The sequence below is a fragment of the Lysinibacillus sphaericus genome, assembly GCF_006864135.1.
GTDB lineage: Bacteria > Bacillota > Bacilli > Bacillales_A > Planococcaceae > Lysinibacillus.
On record NZ_SADV01000001.1, the window covers coordinates 181231 to 197448 of the forward strand.

At 36.1% G+C, this 16218-nt stretch carries 18 protein-coding genes; 7 read left to right on the plus strand and 11 right to left on the minus strand.

What is annotated here, in order from left to right:
• Positions 1-106: 106 nt before the first annotated feature.
• Together C7Y47_RS00830 and C7Y47_RS00835 are read right to left on the minus strand one after the other, a co-directional pair.
• Complete coding sequence (locus C7Y47_RS00830) at positions 107-1429, minus strand: D-arabinono-1,4-lactone oxidase (protein ID WP_142507031.1); 1323 nt, start codon at positions 1427-1429, stop codon at positions 107-109.
• Positions 1417-2592 (minus strand): amino acid deaminase/aldolase, encoded by a 1176-nt coding sequence (locus tag C7Y47_RS00835; protein WP_142507032.1) that lies wholly within the window; start codon positions 2590-2592, stop codon positions 1417-1419. Before C7Y47_RS00835 ends, C7Y47_RS00830 begins: the two co-directional genes overlap by 13 nt.
• A 413-nt stretch (positions 2593-3005) precedes the next feature.
• Between C7Y47_RS00835 and C7Y47_RS00840 the strand changes: the two genes are divergently transcribed.
• Together C7Y47_RS00840 and C7Y47_RS00845 are read left to right on the plus strand one after the other, a co-directional pair.
• The gene (locus C7Y47_RS00840; RefSeq protein ID WP_142507033.1) at positions 3006-3551 is read left to right on the plus strand and encodes a cysteine hydrolase family protein; all 546 of its coding nucleotides are present in this window, start codon (positions 3006-3008) and stop codon (positions 3549-3551) included.
• Between the two features lie 194 nt (positions 3552-3745).
• A complete protein-coding gene (locus C7Y47_RS00845) occupies positions 3746-4003 on the plus strand; it encodes a GlsB/YeaQ/YmgE family stress response membrane protein (RefSeq protein WP_142507034.1) in 258 nt (85 codons plus the stop codon).
• Positions 4004-4370: 367 nt separating this feature from the next.
• On the opposite strand, the gene C7Y47_RS00850 is transcribed toward C7Y47_RS00845, so the two are convergent.
• Positions 4371-5066, minus strand: coding sequence for a lytic transglycosylase domain-containing protein (locus C7Y47_RS00850; RefSeq protein WP_142507035.1), 696 nt, complete (start codon positions 5064-5066; stop codon positions 4371-4373).
• A gap of 168 nt (positions 5067-5234) precedes the next feature.
• Between C7Y47_RS00850 and mscL the strand changes: the two genes are divergently transcribed.
• The gene (gene mscL, locus C7Y47_RS00855; RefSeq protein WP_142507036.1) at positions 5235-5624 is read left to right on the plus strand and encodes a large conductance mechanosensitive channel protein MscL; all 390 of its coding nucleotides are present in this window, start codon (positions 5235-5237) and stop codon (positions 5622-5624) included.
• A gap of 106 nt (positions 5625-5730) precedes the next feature.
• Here mscL and C7Y47_RS00860 read toward each other — a convergent pair whose 3' ends face one another.
• Positions 5731-6279 carry a short-chain dehydrogenase gene (locus C7Y47_RS00860; RefSeq protein WP_142507037.1) on the minus strand — a complete coding sequence of 183 codons (549 nt, stop codon included), beginning with the start codon at positions 6277-6279 and terminating at the stop codon, positions 5731-5733.
• A gap of 185 nt (positions 6280-6464) precedes the next feature.
• Here C7Y47_RS00860 and C7Y47_RS00865 point away from each other — a divergent pair, with 185 nt between their 5' ends.
• Together C7Y47_RS00865 and C7Y47_RS00870 are read left to right on the plus strand one after the other, a co-directional pair.
• On the plus strand, positions 6465-7598 hold the full coding sequence (locus C7Y47_RS00865) for a methionine biosynthesis PLP-dependent protein (protein ID WP_142507038.1): 1134 nt from the start codon (positions 6465-6467) through the stop codon (positions 7596-7598).
• Positions 7582-8748 carry an aminotransferase class I/II-fold pyridoxal phosphate-dependent enzyme gene (locus tag C7Y47_RS00870; RefSeq protein WP_142507039.1) on the plus strand — a complete coding sequence of 389 codons (1167 nt, stop codon included), beginning with the start codon at positions 7582-7584 and terminating at the stop codon, positions 8746-8748. The genes C7Y47_RS00865 and C7Y47_RS00870 overlap by 17 nt, the downstream gene beginning before the upstream one ends.
• Before the next feature lie 81 nt (positions 8749-8829).
• On the opposite strand, the gene C7Y47_RS00875 is transcribed toward C7Y47_RS00870, so the two are convergent.
• Positions 8830-9258 (minus strand): NUDIX hydrolase, encoded by a 429-nt coding sequence (locus C7Y47_RS00875; RefSeq protein ID WP_142507040.1) that lies wholly within the window; start codon positions 9256-9258, stop codon positions 8830-8832.
• 90 nt (positions 9259-9348) lie between these two features.
• On the opposite strand from C7Y47_RS00875, the gene C7Y47_RS00880 reads away from it, so the two are divergent.
• Complete coding sequence (locus C7Y47_RS00880; RefSeq protein ID WP_142507285.1) at positions 9349-9813, plus strand: GNAT family N-acetyltransferase; 465 nt, start codon at positions 9349-9351, stop codon at positions 9811-9813.
• 25 nt (positions 9814-9838) lie between these two features.
• Here C7Y47_RS00880 and C7Y47_RS00885 read toward each other — a convergent pair whose 3' ends face one another.
• The 4 genes from C7Y47_RS00885 to C7Y47_RS00900 form a co-directional block, all read right to left on the minus strand.
• Complete coding sequence (locus C7Y47_RS00885; protein WP_142507041.1) at positions 9839-10198, minus strand: cupin domain-containing protein; 360 nt, start codon at positions 10196-10198, stop codon at positions 9839-9841.
• Positions 10199-10212: 14 nt separating this feature from the next.
• A complete protein-coding gene (locus C7Y47_RS00890) occupies positions 10213-10737 on the minus strand; it encodes a GNAT family N-acetyltransferase (protein WP_142507042.1) in 525 nt (174 codons plus the stop codon).
• Positions 10738-11305: 568 nt separating this feature from the next.
• Positions 11306-11458, minus strand: a complete 153-nt coding sequence (locus tag C7Y47_RS00895; RefSeq protein WP_082172689.1) for a YpzG family protein — start codon at positions 11456-11458, stop codon at positions 11306-11308.
• A 90-nt stretch (positions 11459-11548) separates the two neighbouring features.
• Positions 11549-11830 (minus strand): DNA polymerase beta superfamily protein, encoded by a 282-nt coding sequence (locus C7Y47_RS00900; RefSeq protein WP_255504980.1) that lies wholly within the window; start codon positions 11828-11830, stop codon positions 11549-11551.
• 106 nt (positions 11831-11936) lie between these two features.
• On the opposite strand from C7Y47_RS00900, the gene C7Y47_RS00905 reads away from it, so the two are divergent.
• The gene (locus C7Y47_RS00905; RefSeq protein ID WP_142507044.1) at positions 11937-12539 is read left to right on the plus strand and encodes a hypothetical protein; all 603 of its coding nucleotides are present in this window, start codon (positions 11937-11939) and stop codon (positions 12537-12539) included.
• Positions 12540-12839: 300 nt separating this feature from the next.
• On the opposite strand, the gene C7Y47_RS00910 is transcribed toward C7Y47_RS00905, so the two are convergent.
• Positions 12840-14486, minus strand: a complete 1647-nt coding sequence (locus tag C7Y47_RS00910; RefSeq protein ID WP_142507045.1) for a sensor domain-containing diguanylate cyclase — start codon at positions 14484-14486, stop codon at positions 12840-12842.
• Between the two features lie 602 nt (positions 14487-15088).
• Complete coding sequence (locus C7Y47_RS00915) at positions 15089-16138, minus strand: C45 family autoproteolytic acyltransferase/hydolase (RefSeq protein WP_142507046.1); 1050 nt, start codon at positions 16136-16138, stop codon at positions 15089-15091.
• Positions 16139-16218: the final 80 nt, after the last annotated feature.

Below are 16218 nucleotides of genomic sequence, written 5' to 3' on the forward strand. Positions count from 1 at the left end.
AAGAATATTTTGACATTTCGTTCAAATTTTATTTTTTAAAATAATCTATCAATAATGTTGCCAAATCCTCCAAAAGTGGTTGGACAGCTATTTAGCGAGATAGCGCTTATAAAGTAAATAATTTTCTTAAATACCCTGTCAAAAACACATGATCAGGATCATATTGTCTTTGAATGGCTAAAAACTTTTCGATATCTGGGTATAGCTCGTAGACATATTTAGCAGTTAAATGACTTAGCTTGCCCCAATGCGGTCGTCCTTTATATTTCTTCATCATCGTATGGACCCATTCAAAATAAGGATCTTCCTGCATTCCTTTATACATATGAAAAGCAATAAACGCTGATTCTTGTCCTTGGGTAGGACTTAAAAAACCAGCTTCCCCTGCCGTTGTCCGACATTCTACCGGAAAATGCACATTAAAAATCCCACTTTTAAAGGTTGCGTGGATCTCTTCTATACATGCTCCAAATTGTGCTAACGGAATAGCATATTCACTTTCTTGGAACTTAACGCTACGTGGAGACGGATAAATTTCATAGCTTATCCCCGTTTTCTCTCCCTCCACAACATTGGCTGCTGCTAATTTACTCATAGCGCCACTTAACACAGGCTTCCATTTACAAAGTTCAGACATAGCAAAAAAAGCACCGTTCTCTACTATTTGAAGCTTCAATGTTTCGATTCTCTTATTCCAATTACTCTGATAAACAGGCGCTATAGCGTTCATGCGCTTCACTTGAATGGTTTCGCTACCCGGGAAATAAAACCATTCAACATGTCGATGCTGTCGAATATCTTCAGCAAACATCGCCAGCCCATTTGCTAAAGTATCCCTTGTGCTCACATAATGTAAGCTATAAAGAGGTATCACCTTGATCGTTACTTTCACAAACACACCAAGCATACCAAGTGAAACATGCAAAGCTTCTGATAAATCATCCATTCCTCTCGTATGCTCTCTATAAGTACCTGTACCATCTACAAACCCCCATCTTGTTACAGCTGAGGATAACGAACCGAGTGTTACACCTGTTCCATGGGTACCCGTTGACACTGCTCCTGCAATCGTTTGCTCTTGAATATCCCCCATATTGATAAGGGCAAATCCATGCTTCGCAAGCAATGGGCCTATTTCATATAAATACGTTCCAGCCCAAAGTGTCGCCTCTTGCTTCTCCTCATTTACAGCTATAAGCCCACGCATATTATGTAAAGAAAGTGCTATATGTTCAGGCATCGCAACAGCGCTAAAGGAGTGAGCTGCACCTGTGACACGAACCGTTTTTCCTAATTCACGTGCATGCTTCAAGATATTTGTAACCTCTTCAATAGAGCGAGGCAGGTACATCTCAGATGGATAAGAGATGACATTACCAGCCCAGTTTGTCCACTTCTCACCATTTTTCCACTTATCTATAGAAAACATTGTCCATCCCCCCTGTAGGTTGTATAAGTTCCTACATACTTGTCTCCTCTAATTCCATGTAGTTCTTGAAATCTTTCACAAAGTTCACCAGCCTTCGCATGTCGAAAATAAAGCGTGTCTCCTATATTAACTGTTTTACGCTTTACTTTAACGGGTGTTTGAACTTCTCCTGCTCCTTCTAGACTAAGATATGAAAAAAAGGTCGGCTCATAGAATACCGGTAAACGATCAGCACCAATTGCCCCAGACGCCGTATAACCTCCACCATGACAAACAACAATATTTCTTTCTGGCTTTCTTGTTACACTTAAAGCAAATCCAGCTGCCTTTTCCAGCTGTAGATGCGTAAATTGATCAAATAAAGCTGGAGCATAAAATGCAGAGCCAACCGTAATTTCTGTTATTTCCTTCTGTTGTGCCGTGTATGCCATACTCCCTGAACCACCACCATTCACAAAGTGCAAGCTTGGAAAATACGCTTTTATATGCGCAATTGCTATTCTACGAAACTGGGTAACTTGCTTTTTAGCTTGCAATTGCATTACTTCAATAAATTTCCCTTTAACAGCATTGACTGGACGATTACCGACTCCTGCTATTTGAGCCTCATAGCCCATCGCTCCAACCACCTTAATAAATTCTTGATTTTTAATATAGTCGAGGAATGGTGTAAGTGACTCAAGTGAATGAAGCGAAGAGCGTTTTGTACCAAAATAAAGCAACTTAAAATCGTTAGATACATTAATATCAATACATACTTGCACGCGGACACCTAGCTCTTGCCCTAGCTCCGCCAAAAATCTGACATGTTCCCGCTTATCCACCATAAAGGTGACCGTTTTTCCCGCCTTTATGAAAAGTAATATCTGACGAACAGCAGCTACCTCCATCACCGGATATCCTATTAATAAATTATCAAAATGCTGTTGTAGTAAAAATATTGTTTCTGCCGCTGTAAACGTCATAAATCCCGTCACATTGGGTAGATTCTCTTGTAAATAACGTAATATCTCCACAGAACGAACTGATTTCGTAGCGATACGTATTTTTTTCTGTCCACAAGCATTGTGTACAGTTGAAACATTGTGATCCAATGCATCAAAATCCAACCAAGCAAATGGACGTTCTAGTTCATGAAACGCGTGATTAAATCTAGTGGTCATGCTATCATTCCTTTATTTGTACTTTGTCTTTAATATTCATGTTAAAAATTATATTAAAACAATAAAAAACAACCGTGGACATATAATCAAATTTGCCTTCACGGTTGTTTTAATAATGGACAAGCATTTAACTCACCTTTCTATTATGTTAAGAGATTACGAGGAAAATATGAAATCCGCTGCTAAATTTAACAATACTAGCAGATGTATGCCTGCAATCAGTAATCCTTGGCGATTTAAACGTTTCATAGCTGTCATATTCATATAGACCACTCTCCTTTTTTCACATTATACTCTCAGAAAAATCAATTTTCAAACTATTCGTAATATTAAATAAGAATCATTTTTCTGACAAACAGGCCCAAATATGGCATGATAAAAGTGAAATTATACCTATAGGGAGAGTGAAAAGGTTGAAAAAGGCTTTATTAGTCATTGATTATACGTATGATTTTGTCGCTTCTGATGGAAAACTAACTTGTGGAGAGCCCGGTCAAGCATTAGATAAAAAAATTTCATCCTTAATTCAAAAATTTATGACTGAAAACGAATTTGTCGTTTTTGCGAATGATTTACATGAGGAAGATGATCCGTTCCATCCTGAAACAAAGCTATTTCCCCCTCATAATATTCGCGGCACTAAAGGACGTCATTTATTTGGGCAAGTTGGCGAAATTTATAAGCTTCACAAGGATAAAGTTTTGTGGCTCGATAAAACTCGTTATAGCGCTTTTGCCGGAACCAATTTATCGATTTTATTGAATGAGCGAGGAATCAAAGAAATTCATTTAGTTGGCGTTTGTACTGATATTTGTATTTTACATACAGCAGTTGATGCTTATAATTTGGGCATTTCAACTGTTGTTTATGCAGATGGTGTTGCAAGTTTTGATGCTGCAGGTCATGAATGGGCATTACGTCATTTTGAACATACATTAGGCGCAACAGTTGTTAAGTAATTCATTTTCGCGTTCCATCTTCAGAAACGGGAATCTTCTGTACGTGCTGCTACGTTCAAAAAAACAATGCTGAATGACAAACATTATCGTGAATTTGTAATAATTACTAACGAAGCGAGACGCGGTTAATTTACTTCATTCAGGGCATAACTAAACAATCGCCATTATATCTTAATTTTAAGGAGATGAAAAAAATGATTAGCTTCATTTGGTATTTAATCATCGGCGGAGTATTAGGTTGGTTAGCTGGCGTAATTTTAGGTAAAGATGTACCTGGCGGCATCATCGGAAATATTGTTGCAGGGGTTGTGGGTTCTTGGATCGGTAGTATGGTTCTTGGCAACTGGGGTTGGCGAGTTAGTAACTTTTACGTATTCCCAGCATTAATCGGTGCGGTCGTTCTGATCTTCATCGTAAGCATTATTCTAAAAAGTATGCGTAAAGCAACCTAAATATGTAATAAAGAGCCATCATTTTTGATGGCTCTTTACATATATTTTTGAAAATAAAATGATACGTTTTACATGAATTTGTTGAGTCCTTTTCGCATGTAAAATATCCATTATCGAATTCCCCTTTTATAACAACAAATGATTTAAATTACATAAAAGGAGATGTGGTTGATTGTGAGGCAGGGCTACTCCTTGGCAATTAGCAATAGAAGAACAAAGCCTAAAACCATCATATCCTGTGATAACGCCTTCGTGACCAACACCATGTTGGCCAAAAGACCATGCAGTGAAGTGGTTCATCGGACGCCCCCAAGGAAGTGCCATGTAGGAAACCGCCCATATTTTGCTAAATCGTAATAGAGATATTTTACTTTTCTTTATAAACGACTGCTTCCTTTAGCTCATCATGATAGTCATTATACAAATTGAAATAATGTAACACCTTTTTAACATACTCATCACTATGGTTGTAATTAAAAACAGCTTGCTTTATATGACCATCTGCTGCACCATTTTTCGATAAATAATTCGCAGCACTGAATATAGCGTCCTCAATATCATAAGGATCTGCTATGCCGTCTCCATTAGCATCTACGCCATACCCACCATATTTTTTAATGGTTTCTGGATTTATTAATTCAGCCTTCGATATATCCCCTTTTCCTAACCCCGAGCAGGAAGGATGTTGCCAGCCGACAAAAGTACAAGGCATAAATTGCATCGGTCCTTCTGCCCCAGCTGGTGAAACAAGCGACTTCATTGAGGAAAATCGTGTTTCAATTCGATGATGGGCAGCAAGTAAAGTCCAAGGTACGCCGTATTTCTCTTCTGCTGCTACATAGATCGGAATATATTGCTCGGGAATTTTCATATCGAAATTTTGTTGAATTTCTTCTAGTGCTTTTTCCCGTGCTAATTTTTCAAATATAGGTAATGTTTGTAGCTCCTTCCATGCCAAAAAAGCGAAAACACAAACAGTTATCGCTATTGGTATTAATAAAGCTATCATGCCCAATTGAGCGGAAGGCGATAGCATTGGTTTTTTCTTCTTTTTTTTAGTCATATGTCACACCTAATCTTTTATTCTATTTCTATATTACCAAAATTTTTGATTATATAGCAGATTTTTCGGTATATAATTACCACTACTTTAATAGTTGAAAAGGGAGGGGAAAATATAGTAAAATATAATTCGATTATTTTATATGGATAATAATAGGAGGAATTGATTTTGTGGAAAGACTTTAAAGAATTTGCTATGAAGGGTAATATTGTCGATCTAGCAGTAGCAGTTGTAATTGGTGGTGCTTTCGGTAAAATTGTTACCTCTTTAGTTGAAAATATCATTATGCCATTAGTCGGTGTCTTAACTGGTGGTATTGATTTAACAAAAAGCTTTATGTATGGCTCAGGTGACGCTCAAGTAAAATTAGGCGTATTTTTACAGTCAATTCTTGACTTTTTAATAATCGCATTTGCAATTTTCATGGCATTACGAATTATGACTAAGCTAACTAGTAAAAAAGAAGAGGCTGTTGTGGAAGAACCAACACCAGAATTAGATACTAAAGAAGAGCTTCTAAAAGAAATTCGAGATTTATTAAAAAAAGAACACGCTTAAATTGAAATCAATTATGCCTCGGCATTTCAGTGGGCTGCAAGAAGTTGAAAAGAATCTGTCTAATTACCTCGACTTATACCGAGGTAATAGGCAGATTCTTTTTTCTTTAAGGTCGTAAATTCCATGGTTCAAAAACGTCTACATGTTTTCCCGGTACTTCTTGTTCTATTGCATCGATAATTCCTTGGGCAATTTCACTATTTGTTAGCCATCTTGAAGAGTTGTTGTCTTCAATGATAAACCCAAGTTTCACCACTCTATAAGTTATATTAGAAGGGATATAATTTTTTGTATGTTCATTATTTACGTAAGAGCTACTCCCTTTAATATGGTATAAAATCACATTCTTCGTGTTAGGAATTGCTCTAAAAAGCGACTCCCTGACTCTTGTATCAGAGCCATGAATCCAAGCAATAACACCATCAAATGAACCATGTGTTTCTTGAGACCCCATTAACGCCGTTGTAAAGCTATTATAGTTCGTATAATCAACTATTAACGGTGATAATTTCGAAGAATAGTTAGCTTCATTTATCAAACTTTGCATTTTCTTTTGTTGTCTCCCGATAACGGTTACATGATTTCCTTGCTGTATAAGCCATAAAGAAACATCCTTTAGCATTCCTGTTCCGCCTATTACTAACCAATGTTTCATCGTTTCTTCCTCCCTCTCACATTTCCTACTATCCCTAGATGATTTAACATAAATAATATCACTAATTTTCTGAAATTATCTTGTTCTTCTTTAGTATACATGTTAAATTGGTAACAATTATTGAGATTATGGGGAAAAGAAGTAATAGATTCCCCTTTTATTATGATGAAGAAAAGAGTGACGACATGACAAACAGCAGAAGTATTGAAACAAAACTTGTACAACTTGGGAATTTAAGTGATCCTAGAACTGGCGCTGTCAGCCCACCTATCCATTTATCGACAGCTTATAAACATACAGGTATCGGTGAATCCACTGGTTTTGATTATACACGTACAAAAAATCCAACTCGTGCTCTATTAGAAGCAGGAATTGCCGATTTAGAGGGCGGAGATGCGGGCTTTGCCTGTAGCTCTGGGATGGCAGCTATTCAATTAGTTCTATCCTTGTTTAAGCCTGGTGATGAATTAGTGGTGCCTGATGATTTATATGGTGGTACATATCGACTTTTTAATTTCTTTGAAGACACATACAATATTAAGCCTGTCTACTCAAAATTTGAATCAGTTGAACAGGTAGAAGCATTAATCAACGACAATACGCGTGCTCTATTTATAGAAACGCCAACAAATCCGCTTATGCAGGAATTTGATTTGCAAGTATATGCAGAATTAGCTCACAAGCATGGGGCTTGGTTAATTGTCGACAATACGTTTTACACACCATATTTCCAACGTCCAATCGAACTAGGTGCAGACATTGTCATTCATTCAGCTACTAAATATATTGGCGGACATAATGATGTGTTAGCTGGTTTAGTTGTCGCAAAAGGTAATGAATTAGCCGAACGTATTGGCTTTATTCATAATGGTAGCGGTATGGTTTTAGGTGCAATGGATTCCTGGTTACTTATTCGCGGATTAAAAACGATGCATCTTCGATTAAAGCAGCACGATGCGAACGCCAAAGCAATTGCCTCATATTTAGAGGAAGAAGAGCTTGTAACAGACGTGCTATACACAGGAAAAGGTGGCATGCTTTCATTCCGCTTGGCAAAGGCGGAGTGGATTGACCCATTCCTTCGAAACTTGAAGCTAATTACTTTTGCTGAAAGCCTTGGTGGTGTTGAAAGCTTTATTACATATCCAGCTACTCAAACACATGCGGATATGCCTTATGAGGAGCGTATCGAACGTGGTGTATGTGACCGATTACTACGATTTTCTGTTGGCGTTGAAGAGGCTGAAGATTTAATTGCAGATTTAAAACAAGTTTTCGGTACCCTTAGAAAAGAGGTTAAAAATGAAGCAGCATATTGAAACAAGTCTAATTCACGCAGGTGTCCGTGACGGCTATGAAAATAAAAAAGGTGCAGTCAATGTGCCTATGTATGTATCATCTACTTTCCATCAGGAGAGTTTCTATGAATTCGGCGAATATGATTATGCACGTTCTGGCAACCCTACGCGGGATGCATTAGAAAAAGCAGTAGCTGAGCTAGAAGGCGGAGTACGTGCCCATGCATTTTCTTCTGGGATTGCTGCTGTATCTGCAGCATTAATGCTATTATCTCAGGGAGATCATATTGTCATTACGGAGGATGTATATGGAGGGACATACCGCTTCGTCTCTAAAGTTTTACCACGCTTTGGTATTTCTCATACTTTCGTTGATTTCACAAATTTAGCAGCAGTAGAAGCAGCCATTACACCAGCTACAAAGCTACTCTATATGGAAACACCGTCAAATCCAACACTTGGCATCACTGATATTCGCGGAGTCGTAGCACTTGCCAAGCAGTATAATTGCTTAACATTTTTAGACAATACGTTTATGACACCTTTACACCAACGTCCACTTGAGCTAGGTGTCGATGTTGTTATTCATAGTGCGACAAAGTTTTTATCTGGGCACTCTGATATTATCGCGGGATTGACAGTAACAGCTGACGAAAAACTTGGTCAGGATCTGTACTTTATCCAAAATTCATTTGGCAATATATTAGGTGTACAGGACTGCTTTACTCTATTGCAAAATATTAAAACAACCGATGTACGTTTTAGTCGTTCTGCTGAATCGGCACAAAAGATTGCAGAGTTTTTAGCTACAAATCCCCTTGTCGAGCAAGTATACTATCCGGGACTTACATCACATCCTGGTTATGAGATTCATCATAGTCAATCCACGAGTGCAGGTGCAGTACTATCCTTCCGTTTACCAAGCTATGGAGCTGCAAAAGCGCTAGTAGAGGCGATGAAAATTCCAGTTTTCGCTGTCTCTCTTGGCGGTGTTGAATCGATTTTATCCTACCCTGCTAAAATGAGTCATGCTGCAATGGAGCCTGAGGAGCGTGCAAAACGTGGTATTACTGATGGACTTTTACGTTTCTCAGTAGGACTTGAGCATGTTGACGATCTAATCGCCGATTTCGCTCAAGCATTAGAGGTAGTTGTCGCAAAGGTTTTATAACCACAAAACAACCGCGTTTTCGATTTACGGAAACGCGGTTTTATTCATTAAATGTTCCTTCTAAATGTTTATGTTTAACAATCAGTTGTTCACACGAGCCAACACTCTATATAAATAATCTCCATGTCCCTTAGCCAAAATTACTTCTTGTTCATCTGTTATCCAATAAAATGAAAATTCTAAACCTACCTCATTTACACCTGTCGGACAATGCTTCCAGGAATCTCGTTGTTCATTTGTCGTTAAATGATAAAAATAGCGTTTTTGTAATAGCCCTGAATGATGATTAAAATAATCCTGGGCAATTAACCCCTTTACTTCTAAAAAGGATAAACCTGTCTCCTCAAACATCTCTCGTGTTACTGCCTCTAACGGCGTTTCCCATTCCTCTACCGTGCCTTTAGGAATTTGAATTCCTGCTCCTTCTGTATTTTGCTCAAATACTAGCACTTGTAACTGACCCTCATGCTCTCTCGTAATATAGCCAAATGCCTTTTCAACAACTTGCATGAAGTCATCTCCTTTCGCGTCATTTAATGTTACAATAAATAGAAAAATTGGAATTGCAGGTGAAAAGTATTGATATCAATTATACGGCATATGCAAAAGAATGACATCATTTCTGTACAAGAAATTGCCAAAAAGAGTTGGCATCAAACATACAAGGGAATTATCCCAATTGAGATTCAAAATCGTTTTTTACAAGCTGCTTATAGTAGTGATCGATTACTAAGTCGTTTAGAAAAACGTCTATTTTTAGTTGCTATACTTGAAGAATCACTAGTAGGCTTTGCAAATTTTTCAAATGTTGTAGAGGGTGAAGCAACACTTTACTCCATCTATTTACTTCCAGAAATTCAGGGCAAAGGAATTGGTACAGCCCTATTACAGGAAGGGATCAAAATGCTTCCAGATTTAACATCACTTTTAGTTTGTGTAGAAAAGGAAAACACAAAGGGCATGAACTTTTATCAAGCGAAGGGCTTCAAGAAATTGGAGGAGTTTGATGAGCTATTTGATGGTCATTTATTAAAAACAGTTAAACTAGGGTTAAATATAACTTAGTGTAACGGAGCTTTAACTTACCCCGTTACACATTTTTTATGTCATCTTTTGCTAGATTGATTTGCTCTGATTGGATGACAAGTGCTGTTAACCCTGAATTACTGCCAGATTCATGTGCTTCGCCTGTTTGCCAAAGAACACCTTCTCCAGTTTTTATAAATACTTTCTCTTGATCCTCACCACAAACCCATCCTTCACCTTGAATTACAATAAATAACTGCGGTACAGGCGCCTTATGCATCCCAACGACACCACCAGGCTCTATATACATGAAGCCAATATTTGTAGGCTCCTCTGTTTTCATGATTTTCCTATAAAAAGCATCTATCGATTGAGAATTAGTAATTTGGTTAGCCAATTTTTGTGTGAAATTATATTTTTTCATGTAAGGATTTCCCTTCAAATTTTTACTACTATCTTGTACATTAAAATATCATCTATATATTCATTGTCTTGTAGCTTAATTTCATTTATTTTTCTTCCTTCTTCAACAAATCCCATCTTTTTATAGAGCGCAATAGCCCTTTCGTTCGTTGAAAATACACCAAGACTAATTTTTTCGATATAAGGGTTGTGCTCTGCCCATTCTAGTAGCTTTTCGATTAAGCGTTTGCCAATCCCTAGACCACGATATTTATTAAGTACCATCATACCAAATGTACCTGTATGTGCTAATCGTTTTCTTTGCGGCGATTGAAATACAAGCCACCCAACTATTTTCCCTTGATATTGTGCGATAAAAATTGTTTCTCGTTCATTTGTTATTTTCGCTTGTATCCATTCTCTTTGCTCATCAACCGTTCGCTGAAATTCATCTATTGTCGTGATTAAGTAAGTTTCTTCTGCTAAAACTTCTTTCTGAATTTCCAACAAGGCTTCAGCATCTTCTTGAGAAGCAACCCTAATTTTGATATTTTCTGTCATTAATCCACTCTCCTTTTATACTTACGATGTCTTCTTAGGTGATTCTTTTAATATTTTGTTGAGTATGTAGCATCAAGTACTTGCTGACTCGCTCCGTTTAAACTATTGACAAGCTTTTCATTTGTTTGAATATACAGAATAATTATAACAAGAACATTAAGTTCAATCTCTTCGTCAAATCGGCCTGCTGTTCCACACGAATAGTCTGTTGTTCCTCACTTTTAACAAAAATTAATTTCCTTCATCCTTGAAAATCAAAGCAATTTTTTGAGCAATCTCTTCTGGAATATATCTTGCAGTTGAATTTGGTTATCAAATAACTTACATGATTACGCACCAATTGTTACAGCATCCTGTTCTTTTTACTGTTTGAGAATTTACACCCTTAGTTTAGATTGGAGAAAATTAACCGTATTAGTATAGGACGTTATCTTCATAATAGAAATGACTCCCTCTTTATTTGTGTTAAAGACTATATATAAATAATAGTTGGATAAATTTACAATTTCAAGAAAATAAAAAACCCAGAATATTTTCTGGGCTTGATGACACTTACTTTTCTAGCTGATTAAAACTGACGGGCTTTTGCTTCACTTCTCAAGATACGGTTATGGAGGGTAATCTCCGTTTCACCATTTACTTGAGATTTTGAGCGTTTAATCCTTGACCAGTTGCGGTGGATTTTCTGAGATTTTGGGTCTAATTGTTCGAACCTACTCATTTGCCATCCTCCTCATCAATATAGACTTTATAAGTGAAACCTTTTTTAGTATGACCTTACAATTAATAATTATTCAATTTCCCATCTCCATTATCCCCAAACTTCTTGCAATGTACTTCTAAATAACGCATCTAATTTTTGTGTAGGATCATCGACTTTAACATGAAGATTTTTACAGTATGTCTCAATATGCAGTATTTCTTTATCTAAATATTCATTGATACTGTCAATTCGCGGCTCCATATTTAGTTCATCACCTGCCATTTTTCTCTGTAAAAGTTGCTGAATTTCCGTTTTTAAAGGGCCCTCAGAAATTATTTTATTTAACAATTCCTGGAAATCAATTGGTGGAACCATATTTTTTGGTTCGATCCATTTTCATGCTAAGATTGGTCTTAGAGGTATTCAAAGTATTAGTCCACAATTCGATGATAAGAAAGAGTTAATTAAGAAATGGGGAAATTAAGGAGGTTTTAGTATGTTGAACACTTCTTCAAAACGCGTCATCACACTAACAGTTGTTACACTCATAATCTTATTATCTTTGTTTTTAATAATGGGGAAGAAAAAAATAACGCCAGTGGTTCAAGTAGACGCAAACGAAATTACTTTTGAAACTCCTGATGAACTGGATGCTGCTGCAGATCTCATTATTATCGCATCTCCATCTGATGAGTTTATGGACCGTGAACACAAGGTATCCTACTTTGATGACGGTACGATTCAAGACTATTATACTTTAACAGAAGTCCAAATTGATAAAGTTATTAAAGCATCTAGCGACTTTAATCTTGCAAACAATAATACTATCAGTATTATTGAACCCGTTGGAATTGTAGACCGAAGTGTAGGTAAGAGAAAGTTAGTAACCAATCATTATGAGGAACTCAAGGAAAAAAGTTCTTACATTTTGTTTTTAAAACAAAACTCAATGGGACAGTACGCAATAATTAATAACAATTTAGGGAAATTTAGCCTGGATAATACGGATTCTTTATATAATGGAGATAAGAAATCATCAGAAGCTGAGAAATTTAAAAATGAAGTTTTCCAAAAATATTCTATCGACGAAACAAATTAAAAGTACACTTTCTTTGAGAACCGTAAAAAGCACTTGATTCCATAAATTTATGGATAAATATCCTAATGATGAAAAAGCCCAGGCTCAAATTGAGAATCTGTGCTTTAACATTAGTCTAGAATTCACTCAGCATACGGTTGTATGCCGAGACGTTTATTTCGAGGATAACATTATTAGCAACCGCCTGTGAAAAAGACACTGATGCAGGTCAGTTAACCTTTATCACATGAATGCGATTATTTTAAGCTAACACCCTTTATTGAACTCCTTTTCGATTCCGTGACATCCCGCTTAAAGAAGTTAAAGCATTTGCCTTGTATCAACTATACCTGTTTTATCACATACTCTAAGTTGGTTTCGACCGCTTTCCTTTGCAATATAAAGTGCTTGATCCGCCTTGTCAAGTAGCTCGTAAAATGTTGAAATATTTTCAGAATCACCGTATCCTGCGATGCCAATACTCACTGTCACATTGATCTCAAAATCCGCAATATAAGGATGATCTTCAACATGTTGCCGGACTCTTTCCGCAATTTTCACTGCACTCTCTAGCATAGTATTTGGAGATAAAATGACAAACTCCTCTCCCCCATACCTTGTAACAATATCGATTCTTCGCACAGAATTTGTAATGATGTTTGCGACATGCTTTAGCACTTCATCACCGATTAAATGTCCATAGGTATCATTAACCTTTTTGAAAAAATCAATGTCAATCGCTATACATGAACAATGGTGTTGTTCTTCTAAACATTTCTGAAAAGCAAGCTCCCCCTGCTCAATCAAATAACGACGATTATACAGCTTCGTCAGCTGACAGGTAATCGATAATTCTTTCAGTAAAATAGTATCTTTTCTTACTTTGTCGCTCATTTCATTGAAGGACGCACAAAGCTCCTGAAATTCTTGCGCATATGGTGTCAGCTGTTGGTCATTTATTTGATATTCATAAAAACCTTGTTCTACCTTTCTAACTCCTGTTAGAAGCTGCTGGATAGGTTCTTCAATTTTTTTAGAGAGATGTAACATCATTTTAATCATAAAAAATGACCCTACTACTAAACAAATAGTTATCCATAAAATTCTATTGATTAATGGTTTATAGGCCTCTAACAGACCAATTTCTGATATAATAAACCATTTCCCTCCATTTATAGGCTTACTTTTAGCAAGAACCCACTTATTATTCGCGTCTTTATAAAGCTCGAGGCCGCTTGTTTTATTTTTTAAAGCTACGTTTAGGATATGGTCATCAACTAAATAATTTCCTGAAGACCGTTGTTGTTTATTGTTAAATTCAGAGAGCATAGTACCTTCTTGGTCTATAATATAAGCATGACCTAAAAAACCCACTCTCGATTCTTGCAGCAGTTGATTGATGATATCTAAATTTACTGCGCCGAAAACTACACCATTGAATTGTTGCTGTGCATTAAGAATCGGTGAAGCAAATGCCATAATAGGCTGCTTTGTAACTTTACTTATTAAAATATCTGTTATATATGGTTGTTTCGTTTTTTTAGCAACTTGAAAATACTTTCGGTCATTAACATCCACGCTAACACCATTTTTACTGTATTCAGTAACTGTATCAACTTGCACGATGCCCTCTTTATTGACGAATATTAAGTCTGTGAAATTTGTTTTTTCTTTAAAATCTTGAAAAAATTTTTGTGATTTTTGAAAATTATAGTCCTTGACAAAATCAAAATTAGCTATTGTATGTATATCACTGGATCGCTCTGCTAACCAGCTTTCAAAAAAATAGGATTGAGCATCCAAATAATGCGTCATCTTTTCATTTTGATGTTGAATGGTTTGTCGATATTCAATATAAAGCGTTGGAATAAAAATACATAAACCAGTAATAAAAGTGATCCATACAAGTGCTCGATGAAGCTGACCTTTTATTGTGTTTGGCTGTGGAAACTTTTTTAAAACCCTCAAAACACTAACCTCCAAATTAATCTAAACATTTCCTTAAAATGGGCAATAAATAGTAATTTACTCATTAAAAATACCACAACCGTAAAATTGCGGCAGTGATAAATTTAACTTTTCCAGAAAATGTTTTGGTAGCGAAAGCAAATCGACCAACTACAATTATGCCGAGGCATAATTGATTAGTTTGTCAAAGAGGTATAGCCGTGTAAAAGTGGCATATCAAAGACTATTTATATTACATAACTAGTTTCCACTATTAATAGATTCAATTAATACTATTGGGCTTATCATAAAAATTAATCTCTTCATTTCAAACTCCTTCTATAATCATTACTAAATTCCCTTAAATTAATAAACCTAACGTTTTGAGTGTTGGATTCAATTAAAACATTGTAAACAGCTTCAGTAATAATTAAATTACCGTACCAGTTATTAAAGTAGAAAATATCACTACCATCCCACTCTTTTTTATCTACGCTTACCCCTTCTCAAATTTAAGACCTCACAAATATAAGCTGAACTAATCCGAATTAGTTCAGCTTTTTAAATAAATTGTTATAATGTTGAACATTAATAAAAATCAAGAATGGTTTTTTTGTTGTTTATTATTTTATGATTTTCCAAAACTCTGCTCCATAGCTTTTATTTTTAAATTCAACAGATGTTTGTGTTTTCGCAAAACTCTCACCAATATCTATCTTGTTTACCTGATTTTGTAATGGTGAGCCAAATGAAAATTCCATTTGCAAATCAGTTAGGTTAAACAAAATTGAATGTACTGTTCCAAAGCCTTCTTTGTAATTATGGACAGACAATCCTTTAGGGAACTCTGTTAAAAGAAGTTCTTGGATTTCATCGATAGATCTTTTTCCACTTTCTTTAAATTTCTCCTCTAAAATATTATATCTTAATTGAGAATGCTCGAGCTTGCCAGGCTCCATTTCTTGTATTGTGGAAAATAGTCCGTGGTTAGTTGCAATAAGAAAATCTAGTTCTGCACGTTTAACCTCTTTTATTCCGTCATATGTTCCAATCAAAGCTGCATCGCCATTCGCATCAGCAATAAGTAAATTCATATTCGTTCCTACTGGCATAGTGTTAACCATATAAATTGCTTCTTCTACATTTCCGCAATTTTCTAACAGCGCTCTAACAATAACCATAAACTGTAATCCAGGTACTGCTGGTGGTCTCATTCCAGGATATTTGCCAATGGGCATGCCACAAGATGCATATGCAATACATAGTCCCTTCTCATTTAAACCTTCACTTCGACCGAATGTCGAAACTGAAAATCCTGTATGAGCATATTTCCCTTCAACACGAGTAGTACATAAGCGCATATCCGAAATATCAGGCGATAAATCATAATTTCTTAAAACATATGTTTTACCATCTGCCATCTTTCCAGGTAAAATAGCCGCTAAACTACATCCCCCAGGCATTAACCATGCATTTTGATAAAAATTTAGTTGTTCAGGCGTATAGCCAAAGCCTTCTGCAAAGCCTTCTAATTCTTTATTTAAGCCTGGGCAATACTGCTCTATTTGTGTTTTCATTTCTAAATAAGCGTTGTCAGCAGTTAAATTTTCCGTAAAGAATAGCGATTTTGCAAAAGGATTCTTTTGAAACTCTCGCGCTTGATGTTGTCCAATCTCATATTGTTTTCATCGATATACCCCATTCTATATTTAAGTAGCAAGACATTTCTTACCTTGCTAAATACAGAATAAAG